The sequence below is a fragment of the Xanthomonas sp. JAI131 genome, assembly GCF_013410075.1.
Lineage (GTDB): Bacteria > Pseudomonadota > Gammaproteobacteria > Xanthomonadales > Xanthomonadaceae > Xanthomonas_A > Xanthomonas_A bonasiae.
Map to the genome: position 1 here is coordinate 175880 of NZ_JACCCN010000005.1, position 25156 is coordinate 201035.

The 25156-nt window shown below is 69.3% G+C and carries 23 protein-coding genes; 18 read left to right on the forward strand and 5 right to left on the reverse strand.

Annotated elements, in window-relative coordinates; translation table 11 throughout:
* The first annotated feature begins 97 nt into the window (after window positions 1–97).
* The 9 genes from HDC36_RS20375 (at window position 98) to pbpC (ending at window position 12793) form a co-directional block, all read left to right on the forward strand.
* Window positions 98–1348 carry an HlyD family efflux transporter periplasmic adaptor subunit gene (locus tag HDC36_RS20375; RefSeq protein WP_179570689.1) on the forward strand — a complete coding sequence of 417 codons (1251 nt, stop codon included), beginning with the start codon at window positions 98–100 and terminating at the stop codon, window positions 1346–1348.
* A gap of 18 nt (window positions 1349–1366) precedes the next feature.
* Complete coding sequence (locus HDC36_RS20380; RefSeq protein ID WP_179570690.1) at window positions 1367–2137, forward strand: ABC transporter ATP-binding protein; 771 nt, start codon at window positions 1367–1369, stop codon at window positions 2135–2137.
* On the forward strand, window positions 2134–4575 hold the full coding sequence (locus tag HDC36_RS20385) for an ADOP family duplicated permease (protein WP_179570691.1): 2442 nt from the start codon (window positions 2134–2136) through the stop codon (window positions 4573–4575). The genes HDC36_RS20380 and HDC36_RS20385 overlap by 4 nt, the downstream gene beginning before the upstream one ends.
* Window positions 4576–4663: 88 nt before the next feature.
* Window positions 4664–6058 (forward strand): sigma-54 dependent transcriptional regulator, encoded by a 1395-nt coding sequence (locus tag HDC36_RS20390; RefSeq protein WP_179570692.1) that lies wholly within the window; start codon window positions 4664–4666, stop codon window positions 6056–6058.
* Between the two features lie 805 nt (window positions 6059–6863).
* A complete protein-coding gene (locus HDC36_RS23345) occupies window positions 6864–7370 on the forward strand; it encodes an ATP-binding protein (RefSeq protein ID WP_343204366.1) in 507 nt (168 codons plus the stop codon).
* A 323-nt stretch (window positions 7371–7693) separates the two neighbouring features.
* The gene (locus HDC36_RS20400) at window positions 7694–8878 is read left to right on the forward strand and encodes an MFS transporter (RefSeq protein ID WP_179570694.1); all 1185 of its coding nucleotides are present in this window, start codon (window positions 7694–7696) and stop codon (window positions 8876–8878) included.
* Window positions 8879–8900: 22 nt separating this feature from the next.
* The gene (locus HDC36_RS20405) at window positions 8901–9548 is read left to right on the forward strand and encodes an HAD family phosphatase (protein WP_179570695.1); all 648 of its coding nucleotides are present in this window, start codon (window positions 8901–8903) and stop codon (window positions 9546–9548) included.
* Window positions 9545–10348 carry a DeoR/GlpR family DNA-binding transcription regulator gene (locus HDC36_RS20410; protein WP_179570696.1) on the forward strand — a complete coding sequence of 268 codons (804 nt, stop codon included), beginning with the start codon at window positions 9545–9547 and terminating at the stop codon, window positions 10346–10348. Before HDC36_RS20405 ends, HDC36_RS20410 begins: the two co-directional genes overlap by 4 nt.
* Window positions 10349–10369: 21 nt before the next feature.
* Window positions 10370–12793: a penicillin-binding protein 1C gene (gene pbpC, locus HDC36_RS20415; RefSeq protein ID WP_179570697.1), complete on the forward strand. Its 2424-nt coding sequence runs from the start codon at window positions 10370–10372 to the stop codon at window positions 12791–12793.
* Window positions 12794–13251: 458 nt separating this feature from the next.
* On the opposite strand, the gene HDC36_RS20420 is transcribed toward pbpC, so the two are convergent.
* Window positions 13252–13827 carry a ferritin-like domain-containing protein gene (locus HDC36_RS20420; RefSeq protein WP_179570698.1) on the reverse strand — a complete coding sequence of 192 codons (576 nt, stop codon included), beginning with the start codon at window positions 13825–13827 and terminating at the stop codon, window positions 13252–13254.
* 36 nt (window positions 13828–13863) lie between these two features.
* A complete protein-coding gene (locus HDC36_RS20425) occupies window positions 13864–14364 on the reverse strand; it encodes a peroxiredoxin (RefSeq protein ID WP_179570699.1) in 501 nt (166 codons plus the stop codon).
* A 170-nt stretch (window positions 14365–14534) separates the two neighbouring features.
* Here HDC36_RS20425 and HDC36_RS20430 point away from each other — a divergent pair, with 170 nt between their 5' ends.
* Together HDC36_RS20430 and HDC36_RS20435 are read left to right on the forward strand one after the other, a co-directional pair.
* On the forward strand, window positions 14535–15002 hold the full coding sequence (locus HDC36_RS20430) for an Hsp20/alpha crystallin family protein (RefSeq protein ID WP_179570700.1): 468 nt from the start codon (window positions 14535–14537) through the stop codon (window positions 15000–15002).
* Between the two features lie 136 nt (window positions 15003–15138).
* Window positions 15139–16029, forward strand: a complete 891-nt coding sequence (locus tag HDC36_RS20435) for a DnaJ C-terminal domain-containing protein (protein WP_179570701.1) — start codon at window positions 15139–15141, stop codon at window positions 16027–16029.
* Window positions 16030–16231: 202 nt separating this feature from the next.
* Here HDC36_RS20435 and pilH read toward each other — a convergent pair whose 3' ends face one another.
* Window positions 16232–16615 carry a twitching motility response regulator PilH gene (pilH, locus tag HDC36_RS20440; RefSeq protein ID WP_145701440.1) on the reverse strand — a complete coding sequence of 128 codons (384 nt, stop codon included), beginning with the start codon at window positions 16613–16615 and terminating at the stop codon, window positions 16232–16234.
* Between the two features lie 82 nt (window positions 16616–16697).
* Entirely contained in the window at window positions 16698–17702 is a 1005-nt protein-coding gene (locus HDC36_RS20445) for an acryloyl-CoA reductase (protein WP_179570702.1), read from the reverse strand.
* Window positions 17703–17845: 143 nt separating this feature from the next.
* On the opposite strand from HDC36_RS20445, the gene hflK reads away from it, so the two are divergent.
* The 4 genes from hflK (at window position 17846) to HDC36_RS20465 (ending at window position 21800) form a co-directional block, all read left to right on the forward strand.
* A complete protein-coding gene (gene hflK, locus HDC36_RS20450) occupies window positions 17846–18997 on the forward strand; it encodes an FtsH protease activity modulator HflK (RefSeq protein WP_179570703.1) in 1152 nt (383 codons plus the stop codon).
* A complete protein-coding gene (locus HDC36_RS20455) occupies window positions 18994–19857 on the forward strand; it encodes a protease modulator HflC (RefSeq protein WP_179570704.1) in 864 nt (287 codons plus the stop codon). The genes hflK and HDC36_RS20455 overlap by 4 nt, the downstream gene beginning before the upstream one ends.
* A 198-nt stretch (window positions 19858–20055) precedes the next feature.
* Window positions 20056–20241, forward strand: coding sequence for a DUF2065 family protein (locus HDC36_RS20460; RefSeq protein WP_179570705.1), 186 nt, complete (start codon window positions 20056–20058; stop codon window positions 20239–20241).
* Window positions 20242–20507: 266 nt separating this feature from the next.
* The gene (locus tag HDC36_RS20465) at window positions 20508–21800 is read left to right on the forward strand and encodes an adenylosuccinate synthase (protein ID WP_179570706.1); all 1293 of its coding nucleotides are present in this window, start codon (window positions 20508–20510) and stop codon (window positions 21798–21800) included.
* A 211-nt stretch (window positions 21801–22011) separates the two neighbouring features.
* On the opposite strand, the gene HDC36_RS20470 is transcribed toward HDC36_RS20465, so the two are convergent.
* A complete protein-coding gene (locus HDC36_RS20470) occupies window positions 22012–22995 on the reverse strand; it encodes a helix-turn-helix transcriptional regulator (RefSeq protein WP_179570707.1) in 984 nt (327 codons plus the stop codon).
* A gap of 243 nt (window positions 22996–23238) precedes the next feature.
* On the opposite strand from HDC36_RS20470, the gene HDC36_RS20475 reads away from it, so the two are divergent.
* From HDC36_RS20475 to HDC36_RS20485, 3 genes are read left to right on the forward strand one after another with little or no spacing between them, the layout of a single operon-like run.
* Entirely contained in the window at window positions 23239–23523 is a 285-nt protein-coding gene (locus HDC36_RS20475) for a DUF1778 domain-containing protein (RefSeq protein WP_179570708.1), read from the forward strand.
* Window position 23524: 1 nt separating this feature from the next.
* Window positions 23525–23824, forward strand: coding sequence for a type II toxin-antitoxin system RelE/ParE family toxin (locus HDC36_RS20480; protein WP_179570709.1), 300 nt, complete (start codon window positions 23525–23527; stop codon window positions 23822–23824).
* Window positions 23825–23869: 45 nt separating this feature from the next.
* A complete protein-coding gene (locus HDC36_RS20485; RefSeq protein WP_179570710.1) occupies window positions 23870–25096 on the forward strand; it encodes a hypothetical protein in 1227 nt (408 codons plus the stop codon).
* Window positions 25097–25156: the final 60 nt, after the last annotated feature.

Sequence of the window (25156 nt, forward strand, 5' to 3'; positions counted from 1 at the left end):
GCGGACGCGGCGGCCGCGCCCGATGCGGGCGCCATGCAGTCGTTTCAATGGGTTATCGCGCTTCGCCGATTGGCATGCGGCCTGCTCTGCAGTAGGCATGGATATCGCGAAGTCTCCCAACCGTTCGATCTGGCGCCACCGGCGCCGCTGGCTGGCGCTGGCCGTGGCGGCCGTGCTGCTGCTCGGCGTGGTCCTGTTGGGTGCGGGCCGCGCCGCGCCGCAGGTAAGCCGCAGCGAGCTGTGGATCGACGCGGCCACGCGCGGCGAGATGCGCCGCGAGATCCGCGCCAACGGCGTGCTGGTGCCGCGGCAGATCCGCTGGATCACCGCCGGCGCCACCGCCACCGTGCAGCAGCAACTGGTCGATGCCGGCGCGCGGGTGCAGGCGGACACGCTGATCCTGCAACTGGCCAATCCCGAGCTGGATGCCGGCCTGGACCGCGCCCGCGCCGCACTGGCCGGCGCCGATGCCGACCTGGCCGCGCTGCACGCGGCGCTGGCCTCGCAACTGCTGGACCAGCAGGCGCTGCAGGCGCAGGCCGCGTCCGATCTGCAGATCGCGCAGATCAAGGCGCAGGCCTACCGGCGCGGCCACGACGGCGGCGCGATCTCGGCGATCGACCTGACCCAGAGCCAGATCGTCGAAGCGCAGCAGCGCGGCCGCGCCGGCATCGAAACCCAGCGCGTGGCCGCGTTCCGGCAGAACATGGCCGCGCAACTGCGCGCCGCCCAGGCGCGGCGCGCACAGGCCGCCAGCGCGCTGGCCATCGCCGCGCAACAGGCCGTTTCGCTGCAGGTGCGCGCCGGCAGCGACGGCATCCTGCAGCAGGTGGACGTGGAACCCGGCCAGCGCGTCGAGGCCGGCGCCAAGCTGGCGCGGGTCGCGCGCCCGGACGACCTGCTGGCGCGGCTGCAGGTGGCCGAGGTGCTGGCCAAGGACGTGATCGACGGCCTGCCGGTGGCGGTTGATACGCATAACGGCGTGGTCGGCGGGCGGGTGGCGCGGATCGACCCGGCGGTACGCAGCGGCAGCGTGGTGGTCGACGTGCGCCTGGCGCCGCCGCTGCCGCCGGGCGTGCGCCCGGACCTGTCGGTGGACGGGCGCATCGTGCTCGGCACCCTGCGCGACGTGGTCAGCATCCCGCGCCCGGCACTGGCCGCCCCGAATACCGCCGGCAGCCTGTTCGTGCTGCGCGACGGCGGCGCGCGCGCGCAGCGCATCCGCGTGCGCTTCGGCGCCGCCTCCAGCGACCGCATCGAAGTGCGTGCCGGGCTGCGCGCCGGCGAGCAAGTCGTGCTGTCCGACACCAGTCAGTGGAATGCCTACGCCACCCTGCGCTTACGCTAGCGCTCCAGGAGACCCAGAATGACCGCAATTCCCGTAAGTTCCGCCGAGCCGCTGATCCACCTGCACGGGTTGGGCAAGGTGTTCCATACCGACGAAGTGGAGACCCACGCGTTGGCCGAGATCGCGCTGGACGTGGCGCGCGGCGATTTCGTCGCCATCACCGGGCCGTCCGGCTGCGGCAAATCGACCCTGCTGTCGATCCTCGGCCTGCTCGATGCGCCCAGCGGCGGCACGTACCGGCTCAACGGCCGCAGCGTCGCGGAGCTGGACGCGGTCGGTCGCGCGCGCATCCGCAACGCCGAGATCGGCTTCATCTTTCAGGCCTTCAATCTGATCGCCGACCTCACCGTGGAAGAGAACGTGGCGCTGCCGCTGACCTATCGCGACGGCGCCGAGCGCGGCCAGATCCGCCAGCGCGTGCGCGAGGTGCTGGAGCTGGTCGGCATGCACCATCGCCACAAGCACTATCCGGGGCAGCTGTCCGGCGGCCAGCAACAGCGCGTGGCGGTAGCGCGCGCGCTGGCCGGCAACCCCTCGATCCTGCTCGCCGACGAACCCACCGGCAATCTGGACACGCGCAACGGCGAGGCGGTGATGCAATTGCTCGAACAGCTGCACGACAACGGCACCACCTTGTGCATGGTCACCCACGATGCGGCGTTCGCGCGGCGCGCGCAACGCATCGTGCACATGCTCGACGGGCGCATCGTCGACGAGGACACCTTCGAGCGCCTGCGCCACGAGCAGGACGTGGTGCTGCCCGCACGCGCCGCGGAGCAGGCGCGATGAGCGCCGCCGTGTACTGGGCCGAGGCCCGGCAATCCTGGCGCACGCTGGCGCGCAAGCCGGGCTATCTGCTGCTGGCGGTGCTGACCCTGGCACTGGGCGTGGCCACCACCACCGCGGTGTTCGCGTTGCTCGACCAGGCCTTGCTGAAGCCGCTGCCGTTTCCGCAGCCGCAGCAGTTGGTGACCCTGGGCAAGGCCGTGGATGGCGGCCACAACGTCGCCGCGCCGGGCTATTACCCGCCGCTGCGGCGCATGCCCGTCCTGCAGTCCATCGGCATCCTGCGCGGGTTTCCGGTGCCGGCCAACATCGCCCGCGGCGACAGCAGCGAAGTGGTCGCGGCGATCAGCGCCGACGCGGGCTTCCTGCGCACGTTGGGGCTGCCGATGGCGGCGGGGCGCAACTTCAACGCCGAGGAAGACCGGCCCGGCGGGCCGCAGGCGGTGATCCTTGCGCATCGTTTCTGGCAGCGCTATTTCGGCGGCGATCCGGCGGCGGTGGGGCGAACGCTGCAGGTGGAGGGCAAGCCGGTGCAGATCGTCGGCGTGTTGCCTGCGGACTTTCCCTGGGCCGAGCCGTTCGACGTGGTCCGCAACATGCAGCCGGACCTGGCCGCGACCAATCTGTCCACCAACGAGATCATCGTGGCGCGCCTGCGTCCGGGCGTCAGTGTGGCGGCCGCCTCCGCGCAGACCGCGGAGGTGCTCAAGGGCGTGCTGCGCAACAGCCGCTACATGACCGACGACTGGTGGCGCGAGCTGCAGCGCGAACCCCCCAATGCGTTGCCGTTGCAGGACAGCCTGTACACCTCCTACAGCGGCAACACGCTGTGGCTGTTCTTCGCCGCGGCCGCCTGCGTGCTGCTGATCGCGGCGATCAACCTGACCAGCCTGATGCTGCTGCGCGCGCTCGGTCGCAGCCACGACAGCGCGGTGCGCGCCGCGCTCGGCGCGCCGTGGCTGCGGCTGAGCCTGCCGGCGCTCGCCGAAGGCGTGCTGATCGGCGCGCTCGGCAGCCTGACCGGGCTGGCCTTGGCCTGGCTCGGCCTGCGCCTGCTCGGCGGTTGGGTGCCGCTGCTGTGGATGCGCGGCGCGGCCCCGCAGCTGACCGGCGCCAGCGCGCTGTTCGCCATGCTTGCCGGATGCGCGACCGCGGTGCTGGCCGCGGCGCTGGGCATCGTTCGCGGCCGTCGCCGCAACCTGGTCGCGGAACTGGCCGGCGGTGGCCGTGGCGGCTGGAGCCTGCAGACCGGCCGCCTCGGTCGCACCCTGGTGATTGCGCAGGTGGCCATTGCGGTCGTGTTGCTGATCGGCGCAGCGCTGTTCACGCGCACCCTGCAGAAGCTGGCCGAGGTGCCGATGGGCTTCGAGAGCCGCGCCGCGGTGGTGTTCACCCTCTCGCCGGTGAAGGAGCGCTACGCCATCGTGCAGGATGCGGTGGAGCAGACCCGGCGCATCGTCGCGCGGCTGCAGCAGGTGCCGGGCATCGAACGCGTCGGCGTGTCCAGCAATCCGCCGACGGCGACGCAGCTGAGCTGGAGCGTGGAGGTGGACGGGGCGTCCACCATCGATAGCCAATACCGCGTGGTCACGCCGCAGTTCCTGGAGGTGTTCCGCATTCCGTTGCTGGCCGGTCGCGGCATCGCCGACAGCGACGTGGCCGGTGCCGAGAACGTCTGCCTGGTCAGTGCGGCGTTCGCCGAGCGCTACCTGCACGGGCAGGCGCTGGGCAAGATCGTGACCGTCCCCGACGATGGCGACAACCACCGTTTGTCGATGCGCGTGGTCGGCGTGGTCGGCGACGTGCGCCACACCAGCCCGGCCGAGCCGCCGGAGCCGACGGTATACCAGCCACTGGCGCAGATGAGCGAGCCGATGTGGCAGATCATGCGCAGCTTCGGCGCGTTGACCTATGCGGTACGGCTGCATGCCGGCGCGTTGGGCGCCGACGAGCGCGCGCTGCGCGCGGCGATCGACGAAGTGGCGCCGCAGCAGCCGATCGCCGATCTGCAGCCGATGCAGGTGCTGGTCGCCAGCACCACCGGCGAACAGAAGCTCAACCTGTTGCTGGTCGGCCTGTTCGCGGCGCTGGCGCTGTTGCTGGCCGCGGTCGGCCTGTATGCGGTGATGGCGGTGGCGGTGGCCGCGCGCCAGCACGAATTCGGCGTGCGCGCCGCGCTCGGCGCGCCGCCGGCGCGGTTGCGGCGGCAGGTGCTGCGCGAGGCCGGCCTGCAGATCGGGATCGGGCTGCTGCTGGGCCTGGGCGTGGCGATGGCGCTGTCGCGGCTGCTGCAGCGCTTCCTGTTCGAGGTGCGGGTGGCCGATCCGCTGGCGATCGCCGCGGTGTTGCTGGTGCTCGCCGCGGCCGGCCTGCTCGCGGCGCTGGCGCCGGCGCAGCGTGCGGCCAGAGTGCCGCCGATGCAGGCGTTGCGCGCCGAATGAGGCAGCCGATGCACACGCAACGGATCGGCACCGTGCGCGCGGCGGTACTGGCGCATGCCGCAGGTGCCCAGCCGCTAGACTCTGCGCCATGAACGACACTCGCACGCCGCCATCGCCGCGCATCCTCGTCGTCGACGACCAGGCGGACGTGCGCGAGGCCTTGCGCATGCTGCTCAAGAGCGCCGGCTACGGCATGGTCGGTGCCGAGTCGCCGGAGCTGGCGCTGGCGTGCCTGCGCGGCGACGACTTCGCCGCGGTGCTGGTGGACATGAACTACGCCCGCGACACCACCTCCGGCGCGGAAGGATTGGCGCTGATCGCGCAGATCGCCGCGCAATGGCCCGGATTGCCGGTGATCGCGATGACCGCCTGGGCCAGCATCGAACTGGCGGTGGCGGCGATGCGCGACGGCGCGGTGGATTTCATCGAGAAGCCCTGGCAGAACGCGCGCGTGCTCGCGGTGCTGGACAGCCGCATCGCGCTGGATCGCAGCCGTCGCAACGCGCAGCGGCTCGGCGAGGCGCAGGCCTTGCTGCTGCAGGACGGCGCCGCCGGCTTCGTCGCCGAATCGGCGCCGATGCAGCGCCTGGTCGAGGACCTGCTGCGCATCGCCGGCAGCGGCGCCAACGTATTGCTGCTGGGCGAGAACGGCACCGGCAAGAGCCTGCTCGCGCAACTGCTGCACCAGTGGTCGCCGCGCCGCGCGCAGGCCTTCGTCAAGGTCAACATCGGCGGACTGGCGCCGACCCTGTTCGAAGCCGAACTGTTCGGCCATGTGCGCGGCGCCTATACCGACGCACGGCAGGACCGCGCCGGCCGCTTCGAACTGGCCGACGGCGGCACCCTGTTCCTGGACGAGATCGGCAACCTGCCGTTGCAGCAGCAACCCAAGCTGCTGCGCGCGATCGAGGATGGCGAGTTCGAGCGGCTCGGCTCCTCGCGCACGCAGCGCGTGGACGTGCGCATCGTCGCGGCGACCAATGCCGACCTGGATGCGGAAGTGGCGGCCGGGAATTTTCGCCAGGACCTGCTGTACCGGCTCAACACCTTCCAGCTGCGGGTGCCGCCGCTGCGCGAGCGCGGCGCCGACATCCTGCCGCTGGCGCGGCATTACCTGGCCGCCGCCTGCACGCGCTACCGGCGGCCGCTGCCGGCGCTGGCGCGCGACGCCGAGCGCGCCTTGCTCGGCTACGCCTGGCCCGGCAACGTGCGCGAACTGGCGCATGCGATGGAACGCGCCGCGCTGCTCGCCGACGGTACGACGCTGGGCAGCGACGACCTGCGCCTGCAGCCGGCGGCGGCTGCCGCGCCGGCCTTGTCGAGCCAGCTGACGCTCGAAGAAGCCGAGGCGTTGCTGCTGCGCCAGGCATTGGCGCAGCAGCAGGGCAATCTGCAGCGCGCCGCCGACCAGCTCGGCATCACCCGGCAGAGCCTGTACCGGCGCCTGGGCAAGCACGGCCTGCGCAGCGATGACGGCGGCTGAGCGGCAGCGGCGGCGACCGTTGTGGCTGGCGGCGCCGGCCTTGCTGGCGTTGGCGCTGGTGCTCGCGGTCGGCACGCCGCGGCCGCCGGAGGCGGTGTTGTTGATGCTGTGCGTGCTGGCGCTGACCGCGGCGCTGTGGCGCTGGCAGCAACGCGATGCCGGCCTGCGCCTGCGCACGCTCGGCGGCCTGCTCGAGGCGCTGCGCGAGGGCGATTACAGCGTGCGCGTGGCGCAGGACGCACGCGATCGCGACAGCGATGGCCTGCTGCGGCGTTTCAACGCGCTGGCGCAGCGGCTGCAGGACGAGCAGCGCGATTCGCACGAGAGCCTGCAGCTGCTGAGCAAGACCCTGGCGGCGCTGGACGGGGCGGTGTTCGCGTTCGAACAGGACCAGCGCCTGCGCCTGGTCAACCCGGCCGGCGAACGCCTGCTCGGCGCCGCCGCCGAGCACCTGATCGGACAGTCCGCACAGGCGCTGGGCCTGGCCGGATTGTTCGCGTTGCCGTCGGGCAGCATCCACGCGCATGCCTTCGCCGGCCAGCAAGGGCGCTGGCAGATCGGCCACGCCGCGTTGCGCAGCCGCAGCCAGGCCGGACAGCTGCTGCTGGTGCAGCCGATGGAGCGCGCGTTGCGCGAGGAGGAGGCGCAGGCCTTCCGCCGCCTGTTGCGCGTGCTCGGCCACGAGATCAACAACTCGCTGGCGCCGATCGGCTCGATCGCCGATACGCTCGGGCGCCTGCTCGCGGCCGCGCCGGACACGCTCGACGCCGAGCTGCACGAAGACCTGCGCAACGGCCTGGGCGTGATCGAACAGCGCAGTGCAGCGCTGCAGCGCTTCCTCGGCGGCTACGCGCGCCTGGCCAGGTTGCCGGCGCCGGTGCCGGCCACCGTGGAGCTGGCGCCGCTGTGCGCGCGGGTGCGGCGGCTGCTCGACGATGCGCGGGTGCGGGTCGAGGTCGATGCGCAGTTGCGGCTGCACGCCGACGCCGACCAGCTCGAGCAGGTGCTGATCAACCTGCTGCGCAATGCGCTGGAATCCGGCGGGAGCGCGCCGGTGACGCTGCGCGCGCGCCGCGACGCCAATGCCGCGCTGATCGAGGTCATCGACGGCGGCGCCGGGCTGCCGCCCAGCGACAACCTGTTCGTGCCGTTCTTCACCACCAAGCCCGGCGGATCGGGCATCGGCCTGGTGCTGTCGCGGCAGATCCTGGAGGCGCAAGGCGGCAGCCTGAGTCTCGAAGCGCGCACGGATGCCGCCGGCAGCGTGGCCACGCTGCGCCTGCCGCTGGCGGCGGACGGCTGCGGGGAGTAACGCCGGCTGCGCGGCCCTGTAGTCCGGGAGCGCAGGCGGCGATGTCGCAGATGCCGTCCCTGCACGGTCGGGCAGGGCGGTGCCATGCAGGCGTATGTGGGCGCTTGGGGATTCCGTAAGCGTGGCGTGTTTCTTCGAGCTCGACGCCTTGCCGGTGAAGCGTCGGGGCTGAAGCCTCTTCTTGCATGGTCGGCGTCGGGCAGCAGCGTGCACCGCGGCTCGTCTCCAAATGCGCGGCTTCGCCACGACATTTCGTCCGCGCCTGTCTATGCGTCATTTTGCGTTATGTTGCACGATTATGCGCGTTTCAGTACAGTCGCCGCATGCCTTTCGACCCACCCATCGCCACCGCGGATCGCGTCGCTTCCGCCGTCCCCGACGCCGCCGCCAGGCCCGCGATCCGCGCCACCCGCTGGGTGTTCCTGCTGTCCGGCATCGCGATGGCCGCGTGGGCGCCGATGGTGCCGTACGTGAAAGCGCGCTTCGCGCTGGACGATGCCGCCCTGGGCCTGGTGCTGCTCGCCTTCGGCGGCGGCTCGATCCTGGCGATGCCGCTGGCCGGCGTGCTCAGCCACCGGGTCGGCAGCCGCGCGGTCATGGTCGCTTCCGGGCTGGCGCTGTGCCTGGGCCTGCCGCTGGTGGCGCTGGCGCCGACCCTGCCGGGCGTGGTCGCCGCGCTGCTGTATTTCGGCGCCGCGCTCGGCGCGCTGGACGTGGCGATGAACGCGCACGGCGTGGAAACCGAAAAACGCGCCGGACGTCCGGTGATGTCCAGTTTCCATGGCGTGTTCAGCGTCGGCGGGCTGAGCGGCGCGGCGGCGATGAGCGCGCTGCTCGCGGTCGGCGCACCGCTGCTGGCGGCCACGCTCGCGGTGTCGGCGCTGCTGCTGGCATTGCTGCTGTGGCAGCGCTCCGGCCTGCTGCGCGTCGCCGCCGGCGACCCGGCGCAGCGCATCCCGCTGCGCCTGCCGCGTGGCGTGGTGCTGGTGCTGGCGGCGCTGTGTTTCATCTGTCTGCTCGCCGAAGGCGCGATGCTCGACTGGAGCGCGGTGCTGCTGCGCGAGTTCCATGGCGTGGAGACGCGTTACGCGGGCGTCGGCTATGCGCTGTTCTCGGTGGCGATGGCGGCCGGCCGCTTCGGCGGCGACTGGGTCGTCGCGCGGATCGGGCAACCGGCAATGCTGGCGGCCGGCGCCTCGCTGGCCGCCTGCGGCCTGCTGCTGGCCACGCAGGTGCCGGGCGTCGCCAGCGGCCTGCTCGGCTACGCACTGGTCGGCCTGGGCGTGTCGAACCTGGTGCCGATCCTGTTCGGTGCGGCCGGACGCCTGCCCGGCACCTCGCCGGCGGTGGCGATCGCCGCGCTGACCACGCTCGGCTATACCGGCCTGCTCGCCGGCCCGGCGCTGATCGGCTTCCTCGCCCACGCCAGCAGCCTGCCCACCGCGTTGCTGGCGGTGGCCGGGCTGTTGCTGCTGGTGGCGATGGGGTCGCGGCTGCTGCGGCACTGACCCGACCTAGGAGCACCACGCCATGCCAGCCACTCCCGCGCACGCGCCGCACACCGTGATCTTCGACCTCGGCGGCGTGCTGATCGACTGGAACCCGCGCTATCTGTACCGGCAACTGTTCGACGACGCCGCCGAGATGGAGCGCTTCCTCGCCGAGGTGTGCTCGCCGCAGTGGAACGAGCGCCAGGACGCCGGCCGGCCGTGGCGCGAGGCGGTCGCCGAATTGAGCGCCCTGCATCCGGCGCAGGCCGAGCGGATCGCCGCCTACCACCTGCGCTGGGAAGAGACGCTCGGCGGCCCGCTCGACGCCAGCGTGCAGATCCTGGAAGAACTGCACGCCCAGGGCGTGCGCCTGTACGCGCTGACCAACTGGTCGCAGGAGACGTTCCCGGTCGCGCTGCAGCGCTATGCGTTCCTGCAGCGCTTCGCCGGGATCCTGGTGTCCGGGCAGGAGCGCCTGGTGAAGCCGGATCCGGCGATCTTCGCGCTGCTGCTGTCCCGCTACGGCATCGATCCGGCGCGCGCGGTGTTCATCGACGACGCGCCGCGCAACGTCCACGCCGCCGCCGCGCAGGGACTGCACGCGTTGCAGTTCCGCGACGCGGCTACGCTGCGTGCCGAGCTGCGCGCGCTGGGCTTGCCGCTGCGCAGCGCCGGGTCGGGCGCATGACGACCGCCGCCGACGCGCTGCCGCAGGAACGCCAGCAGGCGATCCTGCAGCGCCTGCGCGAGCACGGCCGGGTCGTGGCCACGGAGCTGGCCGCGGCGTTCGCGGTGTCGGAGGATTCGATCCGCCGCGACCTGCGCGACCTCGCCGCGCAGGGCCTGTGCCGCCGCGTCTACGGTGGCGCGCTGCCGCCGACGCCCGACGTCGCGCCGCTGCCGCAGCGGCACGAGGAACATGCCGAGCGCAAGCGTGCGCTGGCGCAGGCGGCCGCCGCGCTGGTGCGTCCCGGGCAGGTGCTGCTGATCGACGCCGGTTCCACCAACAGCGCCATCGCCGCCGCGCTGCCGCCGCGGCAGCGCCTGACCGTGATCACCAATGCGCCGGACATCGCCCAGCTGCTGATGCCGCGCGAAGGCGTCGAGATCCTGCTGATCGGCGGCCGGATCGATCCGCGGATCGGCGCGGCCGTCGGCGCGCAGGCGCTGCAGCAACTGCGCCAGGTCCGTGCCGACCTGTGCTTTCCCGGCGCCTGCGCGATCGATGCCGAGCGCGGGCTGTGGGGCGTGGACGGCGAGGAGGCGCTGTTCAAGCGCGCGATGATCGAGGCCAGCGGCGAAACCGCGGTGGTGGTCACCGTGGACAAGCTCGGCGCGCATGCGCCGCATCTGGTGGCCGCGGTGGCGGCGATCGACCATCTGGTGGTGGAGCACGATGCGGCCCAGGCGCGGTGCGCGCCGTTCCTGGCGCAGGCGGTGCAAGTGCATCGCGCGGATGCGCCGGCGCCGCCGCAACGGGCAAAATAGCCGCTTCCATCGGGAGCCCGCATGTCACAGGACGTCTCCGCCGCCACGCCCCGCGCGCGGCGCACCCGGCGCTGGACGCGCCTGCTGCCACGGCCGCAGTGGGGCCGCCTGCATTGGCGCCTGCTGCGCTGGGGCACGGCCGCGCTGCTGGCCACGCTGTTGCTGCTGGACCTGGCGTTCCCGCTGCCGCTGCCGAAATCGCGCGACACCTCGACCCTGGTGGTGGCCGCCGACGGCACGCCGCTGCGCGCCTTCGCCGACGGCAACGGCGTGTGGCGCTACCCGGCCACGCCGCAGAGCGTGTCGCCGCTGTACCTGCAGGCGCTGCTGAACTACGAGGACCGCTGGTTCTGGCATCACCCCGGGGTCAACCCGTGGGCGCTGCTGCGCGCCGGCAAGCAGTGGGTGTTCTCGCGCCGCATCGTCTCCGGCGGTTCCACCCTGACCATGCAGGTGGCGCGGATCCTGATGCCGGACGACGTCAGTACGCGCAGCCCGCTGGGCAAGCTGCAGCAGCTGTTGCGCGCGCTGCAGCTGGAAGTGCACCTGAGCAAGCGCCAGATCCTGCAGCTGTACCTGGAGCGCGCGCCCTACGGCGGCACCATCGAGGGCGTGGACGCGGCCAGCTGGGCCTACCTGGGCAAGCCGGCGTCGCGCCTGTCGCAGGCCGAGGCGGCGCTGCTGGCGGTGCTGCCGCAGGCGCCGAGCCGGCTGCGCCCGGACCGGCATCCGGAGGCCGCGCGTGCCGCGCGCGACAAGGTGCTCGAGCGCATGGCCGACCTGCACGTGTGGTCGCGCGAGCAGGTCGACGACGCGCGCATCGAGCCGGTGGTGGCGCGTTCGCTGCAGTCGCCGATGCATGCCGCGCTGCTGGCCGAGCGCCTGCGCCGGCAAGCGCCGCGCGCCGCGCACATCGTCTCCACCCTCGATGCGGATCTGCAGCGCACCCTGGAGGATCGGGTCAGCGCGTATTTCTCGCAGCTGCCCGAGCGCACCTCCGCGGCGTTGCTGGTGGTGGACAACCGCGACCTGCAGGCGCGCGCCTACATCGGCTCGGTGATGTTCGGCGACCGCAAGCGGCTCGGCGACGTGGACATGGTCCAGGCCTGGCGCTCGCCCGGTTCCACGCTCAAGCCATTCCTGTACGGCATGGCCCTGGACGACGGCCTGATCCACTCCGAAAGCCTGCTGGTGGACGCGCCGCAGAGTTTCGGCGATTACCGCCCGGGCAATTTCGACGAGGCCTTCAACGGTCCGGTCGGCGCGGCCAGCGCCTTGCGCCTGTCGTTGAACGTGCCGGCGGTGGACCTGCTCGAGCGGGTCGGCCCAGCGCGCTTCGCCGCGCGCCTGAACAATGCCGGCATCGGCCTGAAGTTTCCGCGCGGCAGCACGCCGAACCTGGCATTGATCCTCGGCGGCACCGGCGCGCAGCTGGAAGAACTGGTCGGCGCCTTCGCCGCGCTGAACCGCGATGGCATCGCCGGGCACGTGCGCTACACCGCCACCGACAAGGTCATCGACCGGCGGCTGATGTCGCCCGGCGCGGCGTGGATCGTGCGCGAGATCCTCGAGGCCAACCCGCGCCCCGGCTACGGCATCGGCACCTTCGACGTCGGCACGCGCCCGCGCGTGGCGTGGAAGACCGGCACGAGCTACGGCTACCGCGACGCCTGGGCGATCGGCAGCACCCGCCGCTACACGGTCGGGGTCTGGGTCGGGCGCCCGGACGGCACCCCGCTGCCCGGCCAGTACGGCGCGGTGACCGCGCTGCCGCTGATGTTCGAGACCATCGACAGCCTGCCGCGCGCGCGCGGCGACAACGCGCCGCGGCCGATGCCCGACAACGTGCAACAGCTGGACGTGTGCTGGCCGCTGGGCATCGCCGCCGAACAGACCCCGCCCGCGCTGTGCCAGCGGCGCTTCTCCGCCTACGCGCTGGACGGCGCGGTGCCGCCGACCTTCGCCGAGCGCGACGCGCGGCTATGGAGCGCCGGCCGCGACACGGTGCAGGTGGACGCGCGCAGCGGCCTGCGCCTGTCGCCCGACTGCGCGCGGCCGCACCAGGCGGTGCAGCGCGAACTCGCGCGCTGGCCGGCGCTGCTGACGCCATGGCTGCACGCCAGCGAACGCCAGGCCGGGCAACTGCCGGCGCTGGCGCCGGACTGCCGCGACGACGGCCGCGGCGGCAACGACGTGCTGCGCATCGAAGGGCTCAACGACCGCGCCACCCTGGCGCGCGCGCCGGGCAGCCCCAGCGTGCGCCTGCAGGTACGTGCGCTGGGCACCACCGCGCCGGTGGATTGGCTGCTGGATGGCCGCTGGATCGCCCGCACCGAAGGCGCGCGCAACTTCCAGCGCGATTTCGCCGATGCCGGCGACCACACCCTGACCGCGCTGGCCAGCAATGGCGCGTGGACCCAGGTGCGGTTCCGGGTGTTGCATTGAGTGCGCTTGCGCGCGCATTGCGCGACGAAATGTAGAACATTCGACTGTGGCGCTCACAGCCGAGAGAGTGTTGTGGGAGCGACTTCAGTCGCGACGGGCTTTACCGGGAATGCCCGTCGCGACTGAAGTCGCTCCCACAGGGACTACGGTTGCCTGCAAAGGCCAGCGCTTGCGAACGGTTGCGGAGATTGTCGCGGCATCCTTGTGAACGGCGAAAGCGCCGGAATATGCATGTCCCCTGTAGGAGCGGCTTCAGCCGCGACAAGTGCCTTCGGTAAGTTCATGTCGCGGCTGAAGCCGCTCCTACAGGGAGCGCCAGCCTCGCCACGCAGACGCACGATCTTTGTATGAGGGGTGCTAACCGCGACAGGCTTTTATCGGCGAATCCGGTCGCGGTTGCCACAAAAAAGCGCCCGGCATTTGCCGGGCGCTTTTTTTACTGCAGACGACCAGGCGACCTACTTCCCGATCCACCCTTCCAGCATGTCGGAGAACTCGTCGGCATGCTCTTCTTCCTGGGCCAGGATGTGCTCCAGGATGCGCTTGGTGGTGGTGTCCTTGTCGCCGATGAAATTGATCATCTCGCGGTAGCTGTCGATGGCGATGCGCTCGGCGATCAGGTTTTCCTTGACCATGTCGCGCAGGTCTTCGCCTTCCTTGTATTCGGCATGCGAGCGCGCGGTCAGCGTGTCGGGATTGAGGTCCGGCTCGCCGCCCAACTGCACGATGCGTTCGGCCAGCTTGTGCGCGTGTTCCTGTTCCTGCTGCGCATGCTCCAGGAACTCGGCCTTGACCGAATCGGCGAGCATGCCCGAGGCCATGAAGTAGTGGCGGTAGTAGCGCAGCACGCAGACGTACTCGGTGGCGAGCGCATCGTTGAGCAGCTTGATCACCGCCTCGCGGTCGGCGCTGTAGCTCTTGGTGATCGCACCGTCCTCGATGCTCTGGCGTGCATTGGCGCGCAGCGTGGCGGTATCGGTGAGGCCGGCGGTGTGCTGCAGCGGCTTGGCGTCGTTGGCTGGCTTGTTGGACATGGCTGGCCGGTTCCTGTGTGGTGGGTGAAAGAAAGATTAGGTGGGGAGATGCTGCGGGTCGGGAAGGTGCTGCAGCACGTAGTCGGCAGCGGAGACCTTGAATTCGCCCGGGGCCTCGACGAACAGCGCGCGCACCACGCCGTCCTCGGCGTACAGCGCGAAGCGCCGCGCCCGCACGCCCATGCCGTAGCTGCTGGCGTCCATTTCCAGGCCCAGCGCCTTGGCCAGTGCGCCGTTGCCGTCGGACAGCATCTGCAGGCCGTCGGGCACCAGCTGGCTCTTGCCCCAGGCCTGCATCACGAACGGGTCGTTGACCGCCATGCAGTACACCTCGATGCCGCGCTTGCGGAATTCCTCGAAGTGCTCGACATAGCCGGGCAGGTGCTTCTCCGAGCAGGTCGGGGTGAACGCGCCGGGCACCGCGAACAGCAGCACGCGGTGGCCGTCGAACAGGCTGCGGGTGTCCACCTGCTCCACGCCCTCGCGGATGCGTTGCAGGACCACTTCGGGAATGCGTTCGCCGGGCTGGATGGGCATATCGGGCTCCTTGGATGAATCGAGTCTAGAAATCGGAATGGGAAGGCAGCGTCAAGGCCCCTTGAAAAGCGCAGGGCCATTCCTATCTGGCAGGCATGGCGGCGGGCCTGGCCCGGCGCCGCGAACCACCCGTCAGGGTTTATCCCATTCACGTTGCAGGAGACTACGAGATGAGCATCGTCCGTTATCGCCCGTTGCCGGCCCAGGCCGCCTTCCAGAACGAGATCAAGCAGGTGTTCGACCGCTTCTTCGACCCCAACGGCGGCACCGACGAGTCGGCCGTCGTCACCGCGCAGTGGGTGCCGCGCGTGGACATCAAGGAGGAAGCCGAGCGTTTCGTGCTGTACGCCGACCTGCCCGGCATCGACCCGGCCGAGATCGAGGTGTCGATGGACAAGGGCATCCTGTCGATCAAGGGCGAGCGCAAGAGCGAGTCCACCGCCGACAGCGAGCGCTTCTCGCGCATCGAGCGCCGCTACGGCAGCTTCCACCGCCGTTTCGCGCTGCCCGACAGCGCCGATCCCGACAACATTTCCGCCACCGGCTACCATGGCGTGCTGGAAGTGCGCATCCCCAAGCGCCCGGCGAGCACGCCGCGCCGGATCCAGGTCGACACCGGGGCCACGATCGTGCAGTAAGCGCCCGCCCGCGCCGGCGACGCCGCGGCGTCGCCGCGCCTTCGCGGCCGGCCAGTAGAATGGCCGGGCGATGGTGCGCAGCATGCAACCGGCCCGTTGCCGCAAGGCGGCGGGCCGACTCTTTTTGAGGTGATGGATGGAATTCAAGGATTACTACGCGACCCTGGGCGTGGAGCCCAGCGCGGGCGACGCCGAGATCAAGACCGCCTACCGGCGGCTGGCGCGCAAGTACCATCCCGACGTCAGCAAGGAGGCCGGCGCCGAGGACAAGTTCAAGGCCATCAACGAGGCCTACGAAGCGCTGCGCGATCCGCCCAAGCGCGCCGCCTACGATCAGCTGCGCGCGCAGGGCTACCGGCCCGGCGAAGAGTTCCAGGCCCCGCCCAACTACGGCGGCGCGCAGGGCTACGACTTCGAGGAAGTGTTCGGCAACGGCGGCGCCGGCGGCGGCTTCAGCGATTTCTTCGAGAGCCTGTTCGCGCGCCAGCAGCGCGCGCGCCAGGGCGGTGCCGGCCCCGGTCCCGGCCCGGGCGCGGCGCCGCGCGGCGACACCCGCGCCAAGCTGGCGGTGCCGCTGGAGGCGGTGTACGCCGGCGACAGCGTGCGCATCACCATCAACGGCAAGCAGCTGGACGTGCGCGTGCCCAAGGGCGTGCGCCCCGGCCAGGTGATCCGGCTGAGCGGGCAGGGCAACGGCGGCAGCAACCTGCTGCTGGAGATCGAATACGCCGCGCACCCGCAGTTCGAGGTGGACGGGCTCAACATCCTGTACACCCTGCCGGTGACGCCGTGGCAGGCGGCGCTGGGCACCAGCATCAGCGTGCCGACCCTGGGCGGTGCGGTGGAGCTGAAGATCCCGCCGGAGTCCGACGCCGGGCGCAAGCTGCGCCTGCGCGGCCGCGGCCTGCCGGGCACCCCGGCGGGCGACCAGATCGTGGAACTGGAAGTGCTGGCACCGGCGCCGGAGACCGAGGCGCAGCGCAAGGCCTATCGCAGTCTGGCCAAGGCGTTCGGCGAGGCAGTGTGAAGCCGGGATTCGGGATTCGGCATTGGGGATTCGAGTTTCCCAGGCCTGCCGCAGCGTCTGCTTTCCTGTGGGAGGGGCTTCAGCCCCGACGCCTTATCTGTAACGCGTCTGGGCTGAAGCCCCTTCACAAAAGGCGCGGGGCCGGGAGCGCAGGCAGCCTCGGCTTCCCAATCCCGAATCCCGAATTCCCAATCCCGGCCTTTCAGCCCTTCGGCGGATCCTCGCCGCTGAACACCCGCTCGATCACCTCGGACAGCTCGTCCTCGGAGAACGGCTTGGTGATGTAGGCGCGGGCGCCCTGGCGCATGCCCCACATGCGGTCGGTGTCCTGGTCCTTGGTGGTGACCAGGATCACCGGGATGTTCTGCGTGCTCGGCTCGCGGCGCAGCGTGCGGGTGGCCTGGAAACCGTTGAGGTTGGGCATCACCACGTCCATCAGCACCAGGTCCGGCAGCGCCGCCTTGGCCGCTTCCACGCCGGCCGCACCGTCGGTGGCGGTGAGCGTTTCGTGGCCCAGCTTCTCGACGATGCGCTGGATGCCGAGCAACTGCGACGGCGAATCGTCGACGATCAGGATGCGTGCCATGTGTTTCCCCCTTGGAGCCACGAGTGTAGTGGCAGCGGCGCGCACCCGGAAAGCGGTGCGCGTCACAAACCCCCGGGCACGTCTACGCCGCCGGATCCAGCCGCACCACGGTGCGCCCGAACGACTGCCCGGCGAGCATCGTCGCGAACACTTCGGGCAGGCCGGACAGGTCCACTTCGCGGGTGCAGATCGCGTCCAGGTGGCGCGGTTTCCAGTCGCTGCCCAGGTGCTGCCAGATCAGGTCGCGCAGGTCGCGCGCGGTGCCGGCCGAGCCGATCCCCAGCAGCGACACGCCGCGCAGGATGAACGGCATCACCGTCATGTCCAGCTCCGGGGTCGCCGCCAGCCCGGCGCTGGCGACGTTGCCGTACGGGGCCGTCTGCGCCAGCAGGCTGGTCAGCATCGCCCCGCCGACGTTGTCCAGGCCGCCGCCGAAGCGCACCGACTCCAGCGGGCGCTTGGTCTGCAGCGCGTCGCGGCCCAGCACCTGGCTGGCGCCCAGCGCCTTCAGGTGCTCGGCGCGGTCGGCCTTGCCGCTGACCGCATGCACTTCGAAGCCGGCGCGGCTGAAGATGTCGATCGCCAGCGAGCCGACCCCGCCGGTGGCGCCGGTCACGCACAGCGGGCCGTGGTCCGGGGTCTGCCGGTTGTCGAGCAGGCGCAGCAGCGCCAGCGCCGCGGTGAAGCCGGCGGTGCCCAGCACCATGCTCTCGCGCAGGCTCAGCCCGGCCGGCAGCGGCACCACCCACTTGGCCTCCAGCCGCGCGTACTGGCTGTAGCCGCCGTCGCGGGTCTCGCTCAGGCCGCAGCCGGTGACCAGCACCGCATCGCCTTCCTTGAAGCCCGGATCGCTGGAGGCGACCACGTGCCCGGCCACGTCGATGCCACCGACCAGCGGGAACCGGCGCAGGATCTTGCCCTGGCCGGTGCCGGCCAGCGCGTCCTTGAAATTCACCGACGACCAGGCGCCGCGGATCACCACTTCGCCGGGACTGAGCTGGTCCAGCCCCACCGGTTCGACCGCGGCGCGGTAGCCGGCATCGTCCTGGTGGATGCGGAAGGCGGGGAAGCTGGCGGGGAGCGACATGGCGAAAACCTTGGTCGGCGCGAAGGAATGCACCAAGATAGCCCTTTCGAAACGTCGGATCTGCCCCATCTTGTAGAATCGGCGACTCACTTACGGTGACCGGCGCGGACCGACGCGCCGCCACCTACCTTCTTGGAGCATGCATGGCCTGGAATACACCCGGCGGCAAGGGCGGAGATGGCCCGGACAATAACGGGCGCAATCCCTGGAAGCCTCGTGGCGGCAATGGTGGCGGCAAGTGGGGCGGGTTGCCCGGTCCGTTGAAGGACCTGTTCGGCGGCGACGGCGCCAACATCGGCCGCTGGGTGTTGGCGGCGGTGGTGCTGTTGCTGCTGTTCAGTTGCTTCCAGCTGATCGGCGAGCAGCAGCGCGGCGTGGTGCTGCGCTTCGGCCAGTTCTCGCGGATCCTGCAGCCGGGCCCGAACTTCAAGCTGCCGTGGCCGATCGAATCGGTGCGCAAGGTCAACGCCACCGAGATCAAGACCTTCAGCAACCAGGTGCCGGTGCTGACCCGCGACGAGAACATCGTCAGCGTCTCGCTCAACGTGCAGTACCGCATCGACGACCCGCGCATGTACGTGTTCGGCTCGCGCAACGCCGACCAGGTGCTGGAGCAGGCCGCGCAGAGCGCGGTGCGCGAACAGGTCGGCCGCGCCGACCTCAACGTGGTGCTGAACAACCGCGGGCCGATGGCCACCGCCGCGCGCGACCGCCTGCAGGCCGCGCTCAGTGCCTACCGCACCGGCCTGATCGTGACCGGGCTGACCCTGCCCGACGCGCGCCCGCCGGAAGAAGTGAAGCCGGCCTTCGACGAGGTCAACGGCGCCCAGCAGGTCAAGGAGCGGCTGATCAACGAGGCTCAGGCCTACGCCGCCAAGATGGTGCCGGAAGCCCGCGGCCAGGCCGCGCGCACCCGCACCGTCGCCGAAGGCTACAAGGAAGCGTCGATCGCCCGCGCGCAAGGCGATGCCGAGCGCTTCACCCTGCTGCAGCAGCAGTACCAGAACGCGCCGGAGGTCACCCGCAAGCGGCTGTGGCTGGAGACGGTGCAGAAGGTGCTGTCGGAGAACCGCAAGGTCATCGGCGGCGACGGCCGCCAGCTGATCTACGTGCCGATGCCGGCCGACGGCGGCAAGAGCGGCGCCAGCGCCGCGCCGGCGCCGTCCGCCAGCGGCGGCATGCCGACGCTGCCGCAGGAAGTCCTGATGCCGTCGCTGTCCAGCAGCCCGGCCGAAAGTATCCGCAGTCCGGAGCGCACGCCGCGCCCGAACGGCCGTGAGGAGGTGCAGCCATGAGAATTTCCCTGTGGGCGGGCGTTGCGGTCGTGGCGCTGTTCGCGCTGCTGAGCTCGGTGTTCGTGGTGCGCGAAGACCAGACCGCGATGGTGCTGAACCTTGGCCGCGTGGCGCGTGCCGACCTCAAGCCGGGCCTGCACTTCAAGCTGCCGCTGGTGGAATCCACGCGCGTGTTCGATCGCCGCTTCCAGGTGCTGGACACGCCGCCGGCGCGCTACTTCACCGCCGAGCAGAAGGACGTCAGCGTCGACTTCTTCGCCATCGGCTACATCTCCGACGTGCGCGCGTTCTACCGCGCCACCGGCGGCGACGAGAAGGTGGCCAACGCGCGCCTGGCGCCGATCATCATCGATTCGCTGCGCAACCAGATCAACGCGCGCACCTTGCAACAGCTGGTGTCCGGCGACCGCAGCGAACTGATCGCGCAGCAGCTGAGCGCGATCAACGCCGCCGGCAAGACCCTGGGCATGCAGATCACCGACCTGCGCATCAAGCAGATCGACCTGCCGACCGACAGCCAGGTGATCACCGACGTGTACGAGCGCATGCGCGCGCAGCGCAAGCAGGAAGCCAGCAAGCTGCGCGCCGAAGGCGAAGAGCAGGCGCTGACCATCCGGGCCCAGGCCGACCGCGAGAGCACCGTGCTGGTCGCCGAGGCCGAGCGCGACGCGCAGAAGCTGCGCGGCGAAGGCGATGCCGAGGCCGCCAGCATCTACGGCAAGGCAGGCTCCGCCGACCCGTCGTTCTACGCGTTCTACCGCAGCCTGGAGGCCTATCGCGGCGCCATGGCCGACGGCAACGCGGTGATCGTGCTGGACAAGAACGATCCGTTCCTGCAGTACCTGAAGAGCGAGCGCTGATAGAGCCGGGATTGGTTATTCGGGATTCGGGATTCGCAAGCGCGGATCCCGGTCCCCGCAGTCCCCTGTTGTAGGAGCGGCTTCAGCCGCGACAGGTCCTCTCCGGCAAGGTAAATGTCGCGGCTGAAGCCGCTCCTACAGATGGTTCAAGGCGCTCCAGCGCTGACGCGTTCGCCCGTTCCTCTTGCCCGAGACCCTATGCACGATCTGATCGCCGCGGTGTGCCTGATGATCGTCTTCGAGGGGCTGGTGCTGCTGGTCGCGCCGGAGGCCTGGAAGCGGCTGGTGCAGCAGATGCTGGCCGTGCCGGCCGCGCAGTTGCGCATCGCCGGCGGCGTGGCCCTGGCGGTGGGGCTGCTGGCCTTGCTGTGGGTCCGCGCCTGATCCGCATCCGGTTCGCTCCAGCCGGGTACGTCGCTGAACGCGGCCGCGGAAGGGGTGGTGACCGCCACCCAAAACCCGGATAATGCACAAAAGCCGGCCGGGCCCGCTCCACACGAGCGCCTCGACCGGCTTTTTCCGTGTAAGGGCCTGCCGCCGCCTGGACGCTCCCCGATGGAGCGGCCGTACCGGCGCCGGCAAGACCCGTGCATGGCCACCACATCCGTGCGGCCCCGATGGCTGCGCAGCAAACCAGGAGTTACCCAGCCATGGGTCAGTCAGTTGTCGTGCTCGGCGCCCAGTGGGGCGATGAAGGCAAAGGCAAGATCGTCGATCTGCTCACCGAGGAAATCGGTGCCGTCGTGCGCTTCCAGGGCGGCCACAACGCCGGCCACACCCTCGTCATCAACGGCAAGAAGACCGTCCTGCACCTGATCCCGTCGGGCATCCTGCGCGAAGACGCGCTGTGCCTGATCGGCAACGGCGTGGTGATCTCCCCGGCCGCGCTGATCAAGGAAATCAGCGAGCTGGAGGAGGCGGGCGTGGAAGTGCGTTCGCGCCTGAAGATCTCCCCGGCCGCTCCGCTGATCATGCCGTACCACATCGCCCTGGATCAGGCCCGCGAGAAGGCCGCCGGCGGCAAGGCCATCGGCACCACCGGCCGCGGCATCGGCCCCGCGTACGAAGACAAGGTGGCACGCCGCGGCATCCGCATCGCCGACCTGCACTACCCGCCGCAGCTGGAAGAACTGCTGCGCACCGCGCTGGATTACCACAACTTCGTGCTGACCAAGTACCTGGGCGTGGAAGCGGTCGATTTCCAGAAGACCTTCGACGAGGCCCTGGCCTTCGGCGAGTACGTACAGCCGATGAAGTACGACGTGGCCGGCATCCTTCACGAGCTGCGCAAGCAGGGCAAGCGCGTGCTGTTCGAAGGCGCGCAGGGCGCGCTGCTCGACATCGACCACGGCACCTACCCGTACGTCACCAGCTCCAATACCACCGTCGGCGGCGCGCTGGCCGGCACCGGCGTCGGCGCCGATGCGATCGACTACGTGCTCGGCATCGCCAAGGCCTACGCCACCCGCGTCGGCGGCGGCCCGTTCCCGACCGAACTGGACGACGAAGTGGGCCAGGGCATCCGCGACCGCGGCGCCGAGTACGGCGCCTCCACCGGCCGCCCGCGCCGCTGCGGCTGGATGGACATCGTCGCGCTCAAGCGCGCCGTGGCCATCAACGGCATCTCCGGCCTGTGCATCACCAAGCTCGACGTGCTCGACGGCATGGAGAAGCTGAAGATCTGCATCGCCTACGAATACCGCGGCAAGCGCACCGAATACGCGCCGCTGGACGCGCAGGGCTGGGAAGAGTGCACCCCGGTGTACCTGGAGTTCCCCGGCTGGACCGAGAACACCCATGGCATCACCGTGTGGGACGAACTGCCGCCCGCCGCCCGCGCCTACCTGCGCGCGCTGGAGGAACTGGCCGGCTGCCCGATCTCGATCGTCTCCACCGGCCCGGACCGCGACCACACGATGGTGCTGCAGGATCCGTTTGCGTAGGCAGGCTGCCCTCCGCCCTTTCTTCCGAATATGGTAGAAATGAGACGAGCCTCAGTGAAGAGCCCCGCGACAGCGGGGCTTTTTAATTGAGAATCAGATATTCATATTTTTTAATTCATCGCGCCAGAACGTGCAGGCCAAGATTTGGTCAGTAGCATCAGGTCTTCGTTCTCTCAGCTGCACTATTGCTTGAGAGTAATCGGCAGCTGGATCATGCGTCTTCATCTTCCTCGAGCATCCTGGCATCAGCCTCTTCTCTTCCTCGTTCGAAGCGATGGGTTGGCAGCATCACGTAGTCGAGAGCCGAGTTGTTGATGAAAGCTGTACGGTGCCAGCCTTCGATGGAAACTCGTGTTAGTTCCCCTTCCGCGTCGCCGACGTCGTCGCAGAAATCTACCAGCTCATAGAATGAGTCGAAAAGTTCTTCATCGTCTGGGATGTGTAAAGTTCGTTGTTTCCCGTTCGAAAGCTGGTACTTAACGTAAGTTGCAAGCTCAAAAATCCTCTTCGTCGTAATAGAGTTTTTATGCTTTTCGCTTTCGAGCTCTTCTGGTTTTATCCTTCCCTCCGCGACTAGCGCATCATATTGAAGATCTGTAATCATTATGGCTTCAGAGACGCGCTTGACGTCTTTGGCGGAGAATTTGGCGAGTTCTCCATCAAAACTGAGTTCTTCCACAATTTCCCAATCACGCGCATCTGGCATCTGCAAGACGGCATGATCTACGTAGGTGTCGTGCTCTGGGCCGAAGTCATCGTACGCCTCGCTTGAGAAATACAAGTCAGCGATCGATCCCGCCCGAATCACAACTGTCTGATTCGACAGACTCTCGACTGTCACGAATTTAGGTTGTTGCTGGAGTGCGCGGTGTAGGCGACTAAATGCACCGTCTGTGATTGAAAGCAATAGAGGGGCGCCGCCGCCTAAGAAGTGAATCGCGACTTCACCATAGTAGTTGAGATCTTCTCCGACGGACTTGTCGTAGAACCCGGCGAGGATTGGCGGATGCTTTCCAAGCAGAGTGTCCGGGTTTGTCTCCAGCACTTTTGCTAATTTCACGAGCTTGTCTTTCGGAATAGGGGAGGCTCCGCTCTCCCAGCGCTGATAGTTGGGTTGTGAGACTCCCACTGCCTTGGCTAACTTGGCTTGGCTGAGCATTGCTTTTACGCGGAACTGCTTAAGTTTGAGCGCCATGAGAAATCCATTGTATGGATATACGTATATTAAACGTATCACATGTCTTGGGTTGATGCCACGCCGATGCATCGTGCTGGGGAGAGGGATGCATAGTCCCTGATCGAGATGGTCCTTCTCGGTAGTCGCAGTCCCATGTGAGGATCGGACTTCTCGTCTTGGATTTCGCTCCCAAGTGCAGTCTCGCCCGTGTGGCACAAAAGTGCTACATTCGTCGCGGGCACGACGTGCCCGGAGGATTCCATGAGCACCACCACCATCCGTCTACCCGACGAGCTCAAGGCGCGGATTGCCGCAGCGGCGAAGCGCGACGGCACCACGCCGCACAATTTCATCCTGCAGGCCATCGCCGAGAAGGCCGAGCTGGCCGAGCGGCGCGCCGACTTCCACGCCCAGGCCGATCAGCGCTGGGCCGAGTTCCTGGAGACGGGTGAGACGATCCCGTGGGACGAGGCGCGCACCTACTTCAGGGCCCAGGTGGCAGGAAAGCCTGCGAAGCGGCCAATGGCGCGCAAGCTGGAAGACTGAAGTGGCGCGCATTCGCCTCGGTCCCGGCGTGATCGAGGATCTGGAGCGGATCGCCGCGTATTTGCGCGACCACGAGAGCGCGCATGCAGAACAGAGAGCCGAGGAGATCGTCAGCGCGTTCGACGTGCTGGCAGGCAATCCGTTGATCGGCCGCCCGGTCCATGGAGACAGCCGCGAACTGGTGATGGGCCGCGGTTCGCGCGGTGACGTGGCGTCGTATCGCTATGTGGATGTGACCGACACGGTGATCGTGCTGGCGATTCGCGCACAGCGAGAGGCGGGCTATGCACGCGATGCATGAAACCGAGGCGCGGACGCCCGCGCCAACCACCAAGGAAGACCACTGATGCTCACAGCACTGTTCGACAAACTGCTCACGCGCAAGACCAGCCCGGATGCGTTCGCCAAGCTGTTCGAGGAGGCGTTGCGCGCGCAGGGCTACCGGGAGGAGCTAACGTACCGACCGGACGAATTCCGCCTTGTCGCGCCACGCGGGCGCATCATCAATCTGCACAACGCCTACCACGACTACACCACCGCCGATCGCCAGCGCCGCGCCGAGGTGCTGCGCAGCTATGCGGCGGCGTTCGTGGAGGAGGGCGGCGAAGACAACCAGATCGAGACGTTGGAACAGGCGCGGCCGATGCTGATGCCCGTCGTGCGCCATCGCGCCATGTTCGAGGAAATGCGCCTGGAGCATGTCCGCGCGCATGGCTGGGAGAAGCCGTTCACGACCGTCTGGCGCGAGCTGAGTGAGGACTGCGTCGAGTTGCTGGCGATCGACCGCCCCGATTCGACCTCGACCCTGCTCGCTGGGCCGAAGGACGCATGGGGCATCACCTTCGAGCAAGCGCTGGCCATCGCCCACGACAACCTGCGCGACGCCACGCCGGACCGCTTCGTCGAGGTCGCCCCAGGCATCTTCCAGGGTGCCTGGCACGACGCCTACGACACCAGCCGCGTGGTGCTGCCCGACGTGCTGCAGCGCGTTCCGGTGAAGGGGCGGCCGGTGTTCATGCTGCCCACCCGCGATTGCCTGCTGGTGGTGGGCGACCGCGACGAAACCGCGATGGCGGGCATGCTGGAACTGAGCCTGGACGCGGCCGCGAACGGGCGCTGCATCTCCTCGCTGGCCTTCGCCTACGACGACGCGCGCCGGATCGTCCCATTCGCGCTGCCGCAGCCCGAGCACCGGCGCCGCCAGGCCGATCTGCAGCGCATGATGGATGCGCCGGCCTATTCCCTGCAGAAGGATCTGCTGGAAAAGATCCACGCCGCGAACCACACCGACATCTTCGTCGCCTCCTATCGCGTGTTCGAGGAGAACGACGGCAGCGGCCGGCAGTTCTCGCTGGCGACCTGGACCCGCGATGTCGACACCTCCTTGCCGAAGGCCGATCGCATCGCCTTCGTCGTGCCGAAGGACGAGGGCGACGCGGACATGGTGGTCGCGGACTGGGACAAGGCCGTCGCGGTGGTCGCCGAACTGATGGAGCAGGAACCGGATTTCTATCCACCGCGCTTTCGCGTGCGTGACTTTCCCAGCGAGGCGCAACTCAGGCAACTGGCGTGACCTAGCCGCTGCCCTCTGATGGGCAGGGCGGGGTCCTGGAGGCGCGAGCTGATTGCCCGC